The organism is Campylobacter sp. RM12654 (assembly GCF_020137585.1).
GTDB lineage: Bacteria > Campylobacterota > Campylobacteria > Campylobacterales > Campylobacteraceae > Campylobacter_E.
This window is the reverse complement of record NZ_JACGAR010000009.1, coordinates 1-13,721: the sequence shown is the minus strand read 5'-3', so window position 1 is coordinate 13,721 and position 13,721 is coordinate 1. Positions and strand designations below refer to the sequence as shown.

Annotated in this window: 14 protein-coding genes; 7 read left to right on the top strand and 7 right to left on the bottom strand. The window is 28.2% G+C overall.

Annotation, left to right across the window (positions count from 1 at the left end):
* Positions 1-5 precede the first annotated feature (5 nt).
* The 7 genes from AVBRAN12654_RS04245 to gatC are packed head-to-tail and all read right to left on the bottom strand — an operon-like array spanning position 6 to position 5,743.
* Positions 6-551, bottom strand: a complete 546-nt coding sequence (locus tag AVBRAN12654_RS04245) for a DUF1882 domain-containing protein (protein ID WP_214116202.1) — start codon at positions 549-551, stop codon at positions 6-8.
* Complete coding sequence (gene glyA, locus AVBRAN12654_RS04240; protein ID WP_336607011.1) at positions 545-1,780, bottom strand: serine hydroxymethyltransferase; 1,236 nt, start codon at positions 1,778-1,780, stop codon at positions 545-547. Before glyA ends, AVBRAN12654_RS04245 begins: the two co-directional genes overlap by 7 nt.
* A gap of 59 nt (positions 1,781-1,839) precedes the next feature.
* Positions 1,840-3,324: a lysine--tRNA ligase gene (gene lysS, locus AVBRAN12654_RS04235; RefSeq protein ID WP_214116207.1), complete on the bottom strand. Its 1,485-nt coding sequence runs from the start codon at positions 3,322-3,324 to the stop codon at positions 1,840-1,842.
* Between the two features lie 24 nt (positions 3,325-3,348).
* A complete protein-coding gene (locus AVBRAN12654_RS04230) occupies positions 3,349-3,798 on the bottom strand; it encodes a Fur family transcriptional regulator (protein ID WP_214116209.1) in 450 nt (149 codons plus the stop codon).
* 11 nt (positions 3,799-3,809) lie between these two features.
* Positions 3,810-4,367, bottom strand: a complete 558-nt coding sequence (locus AVBRAN12654_RS04225; RefSeq protein ID WP_214116211.1) for a CvpA family protein — start codon at positions 4,365-4,367, stop codon at positions 3,810-3,812.
* A complete protein-coding gene (locus tag AVBRAN12654_RS04220) occupies positions 4,364-5,410 on the bottom strand; it encodes a type IV pilus twitching motility protein PilT (RefSeq protein ID WP_275592004.1) in 1,047 nt (348 codons plus the stop codon). Before AVBRAN12654_RS04220 ends, AVBRAN12654_RS04225 begins: the two co-directional genes overlap by 4 nt.
* 54 nt (positions 5,411-5,464) lie before the next feature.
* The gene (gatC, locus tag AVBRAN12654_RS04215; RefSeq protein WP_214116213.1) at positions 5,465-5,743 is read right to left on the bottom strand and encodes an Asp-tRNA(Asn)/Glu-tRNA(Gln) amidotransferase subunit GatC; all 279 of its coding nucleotides are present in this window, start codon (positions 5,741-5,743) and stop codon (positions 5,465-5,467) included.
* 132 nt (positions 5,744-5,875) lie between these two features.
* On the opposite strand from gatC, the gene AVBRAN12654_RS04210 reads away from it, so the two are divergent.
* From AVBRAN12654_RS04210 to AVBRAN12654_RS04180, 7 genes are all read left to right on the top strand, one after another.
* Complete coding sequence (locus tag AVBRAN12654_RS04210; RefSeq protein WP_214116215.1) at positions 5,876-6,385, top strand: hypothetical protein; 510 nt, start codon at positions 5,876-5,878, stop codon at positions 6,383-6,385.
* Positions 6,382-7,302, top strand: coding sequence for a hypothetical protein (locus tag AVBRAN12654_RS04205; protein ID WP_336613998.1), 921 nt, complete (start codon positions 6,382-6,384; stop codon positions 7,300-7,302). The genes AVBRAN12654_RS04210 and AVBRAN12654_RS04205 overlap by 4 nt, the downstream gene beginning before the upstream one ends.
* Complete coding sequence (locus AVBRAN12654_RS04200; RefSeq protein ID WP_214116219.1) at positions 7,299-7,910, top strand: type III pantothenate kinase; 612 nt, start codon at positions 7,299-7,301, stop codon at positions 7,908-7,910. Before AVBRAN12654_RS04205 ends, AVBRAN12654_RS04200 begins: the two co-directional genes overlap by 4 nt.
* A gap of 43 nt (positions 7,911-7,953) precedes the next feature.
* Positions 7,954-9,300 carry an FAD-dependent oxidoreductase gene (locus AVBRAN12654_RS04195; protein ID WP_214150335.1) on the top strand — a complete coding sequence of 449 codons (1,347 nt, stop codon included), beginning with the start codon at positions 7,954-7,956 and terminating at the stop codon, positions 9,298-9,300.
* Position 9,301: 1 nt separating this feature from the next.
* Positions 9,302-10,741 (top strand): pyruvate kinase, encoded by a 1,440-nt coding sequence (gene pyk / locus AVBRAN12654_RS04190; RefSeq protein ID WP_239803220.1) that lies wholly within the window; start codon positions 9,302-9,304, stop codon positions 10,739-10,741.
* A 122-nt stretch (positions 10,742-10,863) separates the two neighbouring features.
* Positions 10,864-12,468, top strand: coding sequence for a hypothetical protein (locus AVBRAN12654_RS04185; protein WP_336613997.1), 1,605 nt, complete (start codon positions 10,864-10,866; stop codon positions 12,466-12,468).
* Entirely contained in the window at positions 12,465-13,226 is a 762-nt protein-coding gene (locus AVBRAN12654_RS04180) for an FAD:protein FMN transferase (protein WP_336613996.1), read from the top strand. Before AVBRAN12654_RS04185 ends, AVBRAN12654_RS04180 begins: the two co-directional genes overlap by 4 nt.
* Positions 13,227-13,721: the final 495 nt, after the last annotated feature.

The window sequence follows — 13,721 nt, the reverse complement described above, 5'->3', positions numbered from 1 at the left end:
ATCCTTTACATATGTTTTGACCAAGATGCCCCACGCTCTTTTTGATAAATTTCATAAGGTAATGCTAAAATATTGTATTCCTTAGGCATATCAAGTGTTGGAAATACTCTCCATTCAACGGGCATTTTTTGAGCCAACATTGCACTTAGTTTATTAGCTAATCCACAACCTTCGGCAAATGCAGTATGACCTTTGTGAATATATAAATGAAGATGACCTGGCGTTTTGCTTTTATACGCTGTGAAATTAATAAAACCTTCTTCTCTTAATAATAATTGAGCTCTATGCCAAAATTTTTCAGTATTAAAACCATTGTAGTCAAATACTATATTTTCTACTTTATCTTGTGCGTTTATTAAATTGTGAGCTATTGTTATTTTACCTTCTGAATGTTCTCTTATTAAGCTTGGAGATAAAAATTCATTAACTCTTTCATACTTATTAAAAAAAGTTCTACCTTTATGCTCAATTTTGCTTACTATAGTATCTCTTTTTATAAAATAATGTGAATTAATCATTTTAATTAAGGCTAATTCATTGCTTGTTAACATTTTAAGTCCTTATATAATGGGAAATTTTCGCTTAATTTTAGCGTAGTTTCTTTTGCTTTTTTTATAATTTCATCGTTATTTAAATTCTTTAGCACTAGGCTTATTGTCTGTGCTATTACTTTCATTTCTTCTTCTTTCATACCACGAGCACTAAGTGCAGCAGTGCCAAGTCTTAATCCACTTGTAATAAAAGGAGAACGCTTTTCGTTAGGAACGCTATTTTTATTAGCTGTAATACCTGCTTTTTCTAATGCTATTTGAGCATCTTTTCCACTAAATTCACAATCACTAAAATCCATTAACAATAAGTGATTGTCAGTTCCACCGCTTACTAATTTAAATCCTTCTTTTAGCAATTCATCGGCTAATACCTTGCAATTTTTTATAACTTGATTAGCGTATGTTTTCCAACTTTCATCAAGATTATATTTAAATCCAACTGCTTTTGCTGCAATAATATGCATTAATGGACCACCTTGAAGGTTAGGAAAGATTGCTGAATTTATTTTTTTTGCAAGTTCTTCATCATTAGTCATTATTATCCCACCTCTTGGCCCTCTTAGAGTTTTATGAGTTGTTGAAGTTACTATGTGAGCGTGTGGAAATGGACTTGGGTGAAGATTAGCTACTACAAGACCAGCAATATGTGCAATATCAGCTAATAAAAATGCTCCTACTTTATCAGCAATTTTACGAAATCTTTCAAAATCAATTATTCTAGCATAAGCACTAGCACCACAAACTATTAATTTTGGTTTTACTTCTAGGGCAATTTTTTCAATTTCATCATAATTTAAATAACCATTTTCATCCACTCCGTAGCTATAGCTAGTATATACTTTGCCACTTGCATTTACCTTTGAGCCGTGAGTTAAATGCCCACCTGCACTTAAATCCATTCCTAAAATAATATCTCCTGGATTTAATAATGCTGCGTATGCACCTTGATTTGCTTGTGAGCCTGAATGGGGTTGAACATTTGCGTAATTACAATTAAATAATTTTTTACAACGCTCAATTGCTAAAACTTCTGCTTTATCAACGATTTCACAACCACCATAATATCTTTTTGATGGATAGCCTTCTGCGTATTTATTTGTAAGAATACTACCTGTAGCCATCATAACTTCAGGAAAAGTGAAATTCTCACTAGCAATCATTTCTAAATTCTCATTTTGTCTTTTAAATTCTTCTTTTATAATTTCATTAATTTCTGTATCAAATATCATCTTAACCCCTTTTTTTTATATATAAATTCTCGCTAGTAATCATTCACAAATTGAAATTATCAATCCTTTTTAGGACGCATAGCAGGGAATAATATTACATCTTTGATTGATTTTTTGTTAGTTAGCATCATAACAAGTCTATCAATTCCTATGCCCTCACCTGCAGTTGGTGCCATACCAAACCCTAACGCATTTACGAAATCTTCATCCATTTCGCATGCTTCGTCATTTCCAGCTTTTTTAGCTTCTACTTGAGCCAAAAATCTTTCGTATTGATCAAGTGGGTCATTTAATTCGTTAAATCCATTTGCTAGTTCTTTTCCAGCTATAAATAATTCAAATCTCTCGGCTATTTCAGGATTTTCATCACTTCTTCTACTTAATGGACTAATTGATACTGGAAAATCCGTAATAAATGTAGGATTTATAAGCTTGTCTTCTACATAATTATCAAATAATTCTGCTTGTAAATGTCCTAAATCTAATTTTTCATTTGCTTCAAATCCATCAGCCTTTAATTTCTTTAAAATTGCAGCTTTATCATTTACTATAGCAGCATCAATACCACCTATTTGAACTAAGGCATCTTTATATGGAATTTTTGCAAATGGAGTGCTAAAATCTATTTGCTTATCATCGTATGTAATAGTAGTGCTAAGTCCTAAGTGAGCTATTAATTTGCTTAATAAATCTTCAGTCAAATTCATTAAATCCTTATAATTATGATAAGCCCAATAAAACTCAATCGTGCTAAACTCAGGATTGTGAGTAAGGTCCATTCCTTCGTTTCTAAAGCAACGATTTAATTCAAATACAGCTTCAAAACCACCAACTATTAAGCGTTTTAAGTAAAGTTCAGGTGCAATTCTTAAAAATCTATCAACACCTAAAGTATTATGATGGGTAATGAATGGTCTTGCGTTAGCTCCGCCTGCAATTTCGTGCATCATAGGAGTTTCAACTTCTAAAAATCCTAGATTTTCAAAATATCTTCTAACAAATGAAACAATCTTACTTCTATTAACAAAATCTTGTCTAATTTCAGCATTCATAATCATATCAAGATATCTTTGTCTATAGCGGCTTTCCATATCCACTAAGCCGTGAAATTTTTCAGGTAATACGCAAATACTTTTAGTAACTAAATCTAATTTATCTACATGAATACTAAATTCGCCTTTTTTTGTTACGAAAGCATAACCACGAACTTTGATAATATCGCCTACTTCTATGAGTTTTTTAATATTATCAAACCAAGTTTCATCAATTGTGCTTTTATTAAAATAAATCTGAATTGAGCCACTAAAGTCTTCAATGTTCGCAAAAACGGCTTTCCCACCATCACGCATAAATTTAATTCTACCGATTAATTCACAGATTTCTTCTGCTTTTTTTTCTTCAAGTTCATTTATGAAATCATATTTATCTTTAAATTCTTTTATACTCATCGGTTTTGTTACAAAATGAGAATAAGGATTAATACCTAAAGACCTTAGTTCGTTAGCTTTACTAATTTTTTGCTGTTCTAGTGGGTTTTCAAACATATTTTTACCTTTCTTTATATTAAATTATTTTTTTTGACATTCTTTGCAAGTTCCATATAATTGCATTAAATGGCTTGATAGTTTAAAACCATGTTCTTTTGCAATTTTTAATTGTCTTTGCTCTACTATATCATCTTGAAATTCTATAATTTTATTACAAGATTTACAAATCATATGGTCGTGGTGTGGCTTGTTTGCAAGCTCAAATTTTTTACCTGCAGTTCCAAAAGAAATTGAAGTTACCATTCCTGATTCTTCTAAAAGATTTAAAGTTCTATAAATTGTTGCGATACCTATGTTTTGATTAGGATCCATTTCTTTTAATGCTTCATAAAGTTCATCTGGAGTGCAGTGTTCGTCATTGTTATAAAGTAATTTTAATAAACTTTCTCTTTGTTTTGTGTATTTTAATCCACTTGTTTTTAGAATTTTTTTAAATTCTTCTAATAATACATCGTATTCCATATTTTCCATGTTTTCTCCTTTTATTTTGAATTTTCTTCTTTTAATTCATTATTTAATAAATTTTCTTTTTTTGTATTTATAGTATTTTGAATCGCTTGTATATTAGCGATTGCTCCACCTGTTTGAATTAAAACAGGATACATCATACTATTTGCAAAAAATTGGTTTACTTTACTATTTATTATAGGTAAGGCATTTATACAAGATGCAATTATAGAAAAAATTATAAATATTTTTCCAGCGCAAAATATAAATCCCATAATTTTATCAATTATTCCAAGTCCGCTTAAGGCTACTAGTTTTGATATTATTCTTCCTAAAATAAGAAAAATTCCCCAAACTATAACTAAAGTTATAACAAAACCACATAGGTTTAATAAAAGCTCATTATCACTTTTATAAACATATTGATTAATTAATGCCCCTACTTTTTCTGAATTGCTAGTGCTTACATATACGCCTACTAAAATACCAGCTAATCCAAAACCTTCTTTAATAAGTCCTGAAATAATTCCACCAATACCTAAAATTAGCGTTACGCCAATTATTACACAATCTAGTATTAAGCCGCTATTCATATCAAATTCACTAGCTCATTATATTGAGTGCTATATCTTAAAGCAAGCTCACGAGTGATTAAACCAGAGCGAACCGCTTCAACTAAGCTTTGTGTTTGGGTTTTCATACCTGTGCCTTGTTGATTTAACTGCATTTGTGAATATATTTGATGGTTTTTGTTTTCACGAATAAGGTTTGCGATAGCCATATTATTAATCATAATTTCGTGAATTGCTAAACGACCACCACCTTTTTTAGGTATTAAGCTTTGTGCTATAACTGCTTGTAATGAGAATGATAACATATTTCTAATTTGGTCTTGTTCTCCACCACTAAAGCTATCTACGATACGATTGATTGTTTGCATAGCTGAGTTTGTATGTAGGGTTCCAAATACTAAGTGACCTGTTTCAGCTGCTGTAATTGCTGCTGCTATTGTTTCTCTATCTCTCATCTCACCGATTAAGATAATATCAGGGTCTTGTCTTAAAGCATATTTTAAAGCTGTTTGAAAGCTTTTAGTATCTATATCAACGTTTCTGTAAGAAAATACTGATTTTTTGTTTTTATGCATAAATTCAACTGGGTGTTCTATGGTTAAAATATGCTTACTTTCTGTTGCGTTGATTTCATTTAACATTGCTGCTAGAGTTGTTGATTTACCAGAACCTGTTGGACCTGTTACAAGAATTAGTCCTTTTTCTTTTTTGATTAATTCTTTAAAAATTGGTGGTGCTTTTAAATCATCTAAACTAGGGATATTTTCAGGAATTAGACGAAATGCAGCTGCAAGTTTTCCTTCTTCAACATAGTAATAGTTTGCCCTAAAACGCCCTACTCCTTCAACTGCATAAGCGAAGTCTAGTTCTCTTTCTTCTTCTAAGGTTGCTTTTTGTGCGTCTGATAAAATGCTATAACAAGAAGCTTTAATAATTTCAGAATTTAAAACAGCAAATTCCAAATCATTCAAAGTTCCGTGAATTCTTAAAAGTGGTTTTCTACCAGGAATAAAGTGCAAATCACTCGCATCATTTTCTTTCATAAATGTTAAAATTCCATTCATTTGAATGGTATTAACGCTATCTTGAGTTTGAATATTTTCTTCCATTTATTTTCCTTATTCTATGATTTTAGGTACAGAGAAAAAATGTCCATTTGTAGATGGTGCATTTTTTAAAATATCTTCAATAACTTCTGATTTTTGTGGTATATCTTCTCTTAGTGGAGTATAATTTAAATTATTGATTTTTAAATTATTAGTATCAATTTCATTTAAATTATCTACGAATTTTAAAATATCATCAAAATCAGCAATTAGTTCTTTTCTTACATTATCATTTAACCTAATTGATGATAATTTTTCTAATCTTTCTAATAGCTTTTCATTGACTACCATAAGTTCACCTTGCTTTAATAAAATTTCATCTGATTATATAATAAAAATTTAATATAGCACTAAATTTATCAAGATTTACGAAAAATTGTTACAATTTCAGCTTTAATTTTATTAATTTTTAAGGAATTTAATTTGAAAGAAAATTCATATAGCGTAGAAGAATTTGGCATTAAAGTTGAAAGATTTATTAGAAAATACAAATTTCTTTTTATATTTTTGATAATCGTAATTGTTGCTTATTTTGTTATAACATCTATTAATGATTCTATAAAACAAAAAACAAAAGAAGAAGCAAATGCTTTATATAATGAGCTATTAATTACTAAAAATAATGATAAATTAAATCAATTAAAATCTTTAAATCCTAATTTATATTTAGCAGTGCTTTTAGATGAAAAATATTTAGATGAATTATTACAATTTAATCCTAGTAATGAGGATAAATTATTGTTAGAAATTTATAAAGCTAGAGAATTTAAATCAGATTTTTTCTTAACAGATTTAAAAACAATACAAGAAGCTTATGCGTTGTTAAAAGATAATAAAATTAAAGAAGCTGAAGTAAAACTTAATTCAATAAGTGCAAATTCTGTATTTTTAAGAATTGCTAATAATTTAAAACATTATCAAGGTAACCAATGAAAAAATATTCTTTAATAGCTTTATCTTTAGTATTTTTAGCGGCTTGTTCAGGTTCAAAACAATACTATAAGCCAGAAAATACTCAAAAGCTTACAACAATTAAAACGAAAAATGAGAATATCTTGAAGAATTTTAAAGGCTATGAAATCATTAACAAACAAGATAATATCTTATATTTATCTAATGATTTAGGATTTTTAAAAATCTTAAAAGATAAAGAAATAATTTTTGATAAGAAATTTGATGCAAAAATTGTAAGCATCGCAACAGAAGGCAATAAAGCTGTAATGGTTGATGCTTTGAATAATATAATAATATTTGATTTGTTAGAACAAAAATATTTATTTAGTGAAAACTACGGACAAGCAAATGGAGTGGTGAAAAAATTAGCAAATCCTAGTTTTAATAACAATGTGATAATAATTCCTAGCTTAGATGGCAAATTAATCGTTATCAATAACAATACCAATACTTTTATAAGAAGTATAAATGTAGGAACTCAAGAATTTTTTAATAATGTTGTATTTTTAAAAGCTGATAGTGAAAAATTAATCGCAGCAAGTTCTAGTAAGGTATTTACAATAATTGATAATAAAACATATACTAAACTAATCAATATTAAAAAGGCTTTAGAAAAAGATAATTATATTTATATTTTATCAAACGAAGGCGTAATTTATAAATTTGATTATTTATTAAATGAAATTACAAAAATTAAATTTAAATATGCAAACTATAGTGATGTTTATGTTTATAATAACTTTATTTATGCTTTAGAGCATAATGGATACTTGATAAAATTAGATGATAAATTAAATGAATTAGCTGTTTATAATTTAGATTCTAAAATAGATTCAGGTGCTTATTTTAAGGATAATATTTTATTTTATAATAACAAAAGCTATGAATTGAAATGACTTTAATTGATATTGGAAACACAACAGCTTGTGTTTATAAAGAAGAACATGCAAAAAGGATAGAGTTAAAAGACTTTATCCCAAACTCTTTTAAAGAAAAAGTATTTTATATAAGTGTAAATTCTAATTTTTCTACACTACCTAATAACTATATTAATCTTGAACCTTATTTTAGTCTTAACACTTCTTATGTTGGTCTGGGTGTTGATAGAATTGCTTCTTGTTATTGCATTGATTCTGGCATTATTGTAGATGCTGGTAGTGCAATTACAATTGATAAAATGAGTGGTGGTAAACATTTAGGCGGATTTATTTTGCCAGGTATTCAATCATATCTTAATGCTTATAAGAATATTTCTTGTAGATTAGATTATGAATTAAATACATCTATTGATTTAAATTCGTTACCAAATTCCACAAAAGACGCTATTAGCTACGGGATAATTTCAAGTGTTGTAAATAGTATTAATGATTTTGCCAATGATGAGATAATTTATCTAACTGGTGGAGATGCAAGCTTTTTAAGTCAGTTTTTTAAAAACGCAATAAATGAGAAAAATTTAGTATTTCAAGGAATGCAAAAATTAATTAAAGACTTGAATTTATAAATAAATAAAATTATCATTAAAAAAATTACAAAAAGGATGGAGTATGGCACAACATTTTGATGTTATAGTAGTTGGTGGTGGAATTAGTGGAGCGGCTTTGTTTTATGAGCTTAGCAAATATACAAATGTAAAAAAAGTGGCATTAATAGAAAAATATCACGCATTAAGCACTCTCAATTCTAAAGGCACTAGCAATTCTCAAACAATTCATAGCGGAGATATAGAGACAAATTATACTTATGAAAAAGCTTCAAAAGTAAAACCTAACGCTGATATGATTGTAAATTACGCAAAATTAGTAAAAGCAGAAGAGAAGTTTATGTTTTCTCATCAAAAAATGGCTTTAGCTGTTGGTGAAGAAGAATGTGCTTTTATGCAAAAAAGATATGAAGAATTTAAAGATATTTATCCTTATATTAGAAAGTTTGATAAAGCAGAAATAAAAAGAATAGAGCCAAAAGTAGTAGAAGCTTTAGGTGGTGGTGATAGACCTGAAGAAATATTTGCAATGGGTGCATTAGCAGGGGATTGTTATACAACGGTTGATTTTGGCAAAATGAGCGAGAGTTTAGCTGAAGAAGCAATGAAAGCTAATCAAGAAAATCAAATGTTTTTTAATGAAGAAATTGTAAATATTTATAAAAAAGGCGATGTTTTTTATCTAATTAGTGCTAACAAGACTGAATTTAGTGCGAATTTCGTAGTGGTAAATGCAGGTGCTCATTCATTGTTTTTAGCACATAAGATGGGTTATGGTCTTGATTACGCCTGTTTGCCTGTTGCAGGTAGCTTTTATCTAACTAAAAAGCATTTATTAAATGGTAAAGTTTATATGGTTCAAAATCCAAAATTACCTTTTGCAGCATTACACGGCGACCCTGATATTTTATGTGATATGAATACTCGTTTTGGTCCGACTGCTTTAGTATTACCTAAGCTTGAGCGTTATCACGGGCTTAAGAGTTTGCCTGAATTTTTTACAACTTTACGCCTTGATGGAACTACTATTAAAATATTGCTTGATTTAATGAAAGATAGCACTATTAGAAATTATATTTTAAGAAATTTCTTATTTGAAGTGCCATACCTTAATAAAAATCTTTTCGTAAAAGACGCTAGAAAAATCGTCCCAAGTCTTACAACTGATGATATAACTTACGCAAAAGGTTTTGGTGGAGTTCGCCCACAAGTGCTAAACAAAACTGAAAAGAAATTAATGCTAGGCGAAGCTAGTATAGTGCCACAAAATCAAGGAATAATCTTTAATATGACCCCAAGTCCAGGTGCGACTAGTTGTATGGGAAATGCTTTAAGAGATTTAAGAATGGTGGTTGATTATTTAAAACTTGAATTTAACGAAGAACTATTCAATAAAGAACTAAGGGGATAAAATGAAAAAAACAAAAATAATAGCAACTTTAGGGCCTGCAAGCGATAGCGAAGAATGTATAAGAGAAATGATAAAAGCAGGTGTTAATGTATTTCGTTTAAATTTTTCTCACGGCTCTCACGAATATCATAAAGCGAATTTAGATAAGGTAAGAAAAATAGCTGAAGAATTAGGCGAAAATATCGGAGTATTACAAGATATTTCAGGGCCAAAGATTAGGGTATTAGAACTTCCCGAGCCATTTTTATTAAAAAAAGGCGATAGATTAGATATTTATAGACATACAATAAAGGCTAATCAAAAAGCACAAAATCACTATGAAGTAAGCACAAATTATAATGAAATTCTAGGTGCAGTAAGAGTTAGTGAAGCTATATATTTATGCGATGGTTCTATTAAAGTAATAGTTGAAGATGTAAATCAAGATTATTTAAAATGCCAAGTTCAAAACGATGGAAAATTAGCGTCAAATAAAGGTATAAATTTCCCTAATACAAAAATCAATATAGAAGTAATTACTAAAAAAGATAAAGATGATTTATTGTGGGGTGTTAAAAATGATGTTGATTATATGGCAATATCTTTTGTTCAAAACGCTTATGATATCAAAAATGCTAAGCAAATATTAGCCGAAAACGGAAATAAAACTGCTGTTTTTGCAAAGATTGAAAAATTTGACGCTGTTGAGAATATAGATGAAATTCTTAATGTAAGCGATGGGATAATGGTTGCTCGTGGGGATTTAGGAATAGAAGTTCCTTTTTATAAGGTTCCAAGCATACAAAAATCAATAATTAAAAAAGCTAATGAAATAGGTAAGCCAGTAATCACTGCAACTCAAATGCTATTTTCTTTAGCAAATAACAAAAGTGCAACTAGAGCAGAGATAAGCGATGTTGCAAATGCTGTGTTAGATGGAACTGATGCAGTTATGCTTAGCGAAGAAAGTGCAGTTGGAATTGACCCTGTAAATGCCGTTAGCATTATGGCTGCAACGATTAGCGAAGTAGAGAAAATCTATCCATATTGCAATTTTAATCACGATAAAAGAGATATGACTGATACCATCGCAGCATCAGCTGTGCAACTTGCAAAAGATATTAATGCAGACGCATTGATTTGTCTTACAAGTAGTGGTGCGAGTGTTAAAAAAATGGCAAGATATAGACCTGATACAAAGATAATAACAATGAGCCATTGTGATAAAACACTAAAAAGCCTTAGTATTTGTTGGGGTCTTAGTGAAGCTTATGTGGTTGATAAGGCAGGTAGTTTGCACGAACTTTTACAAAATTGTGTAAGAGTAGGGGTAAAAAAAGGCATTATGGATAAGAGTAAAAATTATGTTATTACAGCAGGTTATCCTGTAGGAGAAACAGGTAGCACGAATTTAATCAGAGTTCTTGGAAAAGAACAAATAGAGTATTATTTAAACTTGTAGAAAAAAAAGGAATTTAAAATAGGCTTTTGCTTATTTTAAATTCTAAAAAATGAATGATATTTAAACTTATATTAAATAATAATTATTATAATACTTATCAATAATTATGAAAGGAAGTTTAAATGAAGAGAATATTCTTAAGCTCAACTTTAGCTTGTGTTTTAGCAAGTTCTTTAAATGCTAGTTATGTAATAAAACCAAATGAAATGATTGATATTTATGATGATAGTATTAATAAAACTAGCATTCAAGCAAATCTTATTAAGTCTTTAAATCCAGATGATAGTTTTAAATGGCATTATGCAAGATACTTTGAAGGAAAATCAAAAACTGATTTATATTTTAGAGATATTAGTGTAAGAAATGATAAATTACTAGCAGCAGGGAGCTATCATTCATCAATAGTGTTATTTGACTTAAAAAATGACAATATTGTTTATAATGATTTTTATGCGATAAAGGATGCTGATCATTCTGAATTAGGTAAGAAATATCCAGAAGCTACCGACGATGCAAAAAAACAAGAAAAAGTTAAAGAAGATAGCAAAACAGATAATAATAACGATGATGATGAGTGGAGTGGGGCAAGTGAGCTTTTCGTAGAGCAAGTAGAATTTATAGATGATAAAACTGCTTTTGTAAATACTATGCCAAAATATTTAGGAAGAGATAATAAAAATGCTAGACCATATTTACACCATTCAGGACTACATAAAATAAAATTAGATAATAGCGGTGATTTAAAGGAATTAGCCTTTTTAAAGGGTGAATATTTTTTGTTTAGAAAATACAAAGATGGTGTAATTGCTTTAGATGATAAAGAAACTTTTAGTATTTTTGATAAGAATTTAAAATTGATAAAAAGCTTTAAGATTAAAGATGTAGTAAAGGCTGATGTTAGTCTTGATAGATTATTTGTGCTTTTAAAAGGCGAAAATAAAGGCATTTATGAATACGATATTAAAAAATCTAAACTAAATAAAATCGCAGATTTTAACGCACAATATTTTGGTCGTCCTATAAAAGCTACTACAAGCCCTTTTTTAGTAAGTCCTGATGCAAAAAATATTTATTATACAACACCACATAATTATAATTCTAAGCTATGTAAAGTAAGTGTATTAAATCACACAACAGAGTGTTCAAATACAGGTTTTGCTTTATATTCTGGCTCTTATGCTATTAGTCCAGATGGTAAAACTTTGGCTTATACTTTTGGAGATAGATTAGGGCAAACTAGCATTTTTAATATTGAAAATAAGCCGTATTTAGCAGGAAGTATTAAGGGTGGGAATGTAAGTTATGCCGCTACATTTAAAGACAATAATACATTAATTGTTTCTAATAATCGTAGAAATATTGATATTTATGATTTATCAAAAGGCAAAAGCATTAGTATAGATGATAAATTTGAGAATTTAAAAGCAAATATTTTTAGTTTTATTGCACCAAATATGGAAAACATTAAAATTAAGATGAAAAATAGTGGTGGAAAAGAAAAAATAAAATCAGATATTATTTTTCCACAACATATTGATGGGATAAATATTGTTTATCTTTTACCTGATGAGTTTGCAGATTTTGTTGATGAAAAAGGTAAAATTTTTGCTTTACCAAAAAATGATTTAAGTGGGGAATTTAGCGTTATATTAAAGCTATGTGAAAACGGCAAAATAATTCGTGAAGAAGCCTTAACAACTCCATTTAATATAAAAGTTAGTAAGTGAAAGAATTTATTTTTTCTTGCTTTAGTACAAAATGTGTTGTTAAATTAGAAGCTAGCGAATATGAAGCTTCTAATTTGGCTATTAAATGTTTTGAGCTTTGTAAAAATCTACATTTAAAATATAATTATTTTGATAATTCTTCGTTGGTATCTAAAATTAATAATAAAAGCAAAAATCGTATAAAATTAGACCAACAAACTATGATGATTTTGCAAAAACTCTTAAGTCTTAGTGAAATTACTAATTATGCTTTTGATATTACACTAATCAATAAAAAATTAAAAAACAATGCAAAATATGGTAAAAATTCATATTTTTTATCTAAAAAATTTATAGAATTTGAAGATATAAATACAAAAATTGACTTAGGTGGTGTGGTTAAAGAATTTGCAGTTGATGAATGTGCTAAAATTTGTGAAAAATACAAATATGTGATTAATTTTGGAGGGGATTTAAAGACTAATAAAGAAATATTTGTAAATATTAAAAATCCTAAAAATCCACAAGAAGCTATTAAAAAATGGCAAATCTTAAATCAATCGCTAACAACTTCAGCACAATATGAAAGAGCAAATCACATAATAAATACAAAAGATTTTAAATACTCTCAAGTTAGTGTAATAGGAGAAAACACGCTTAGTTGCGGGGTATTTTCCACTGCTTTGTGCTTTGAAGAATTTATTTTGCCTAAAGAGTATTTAGCAATTTGCATTGATTTTAATAACGAAATAAAATACCAATCTAATCGCGACAGGTAATTTAATATATTTTAAGTGAAGTGAAAATAAAGAGAGTTTTATTATGTTACTTTAGAACAATCTTGATTAAAAATATTGTTACAAATGCTTGTTTTTTAGATATTTAAAGAAAAATAGCAATAATTTTTGTATTACTTTCATAAAATATATAAAATTACAAATACCGCTTCTTATCTTACTCATTGCAACATAATTTTTATCAAAATCATAATTTAAGAATTTTTAAAAACTTAAATATATTTTTATGAATAGTGCTTAAAACTATTGCTTTTTATATTTTATTTGTAATATTTTACTAATTCTTAATATGTTTGTTTTGTTAAAATAATTAGAAGTTTCACTAAGTTTTATACTTATATTTAATATAGTTTTTGTCTATGATTTTTATATTGTGCTACCAATTTTAAATTCTATTTTTTTGCAAATAATTATATTGTGAATTTAATATTTAAAATATTTGTTTGATTTTAGATACGAGCTAAAAATAAAATTAAA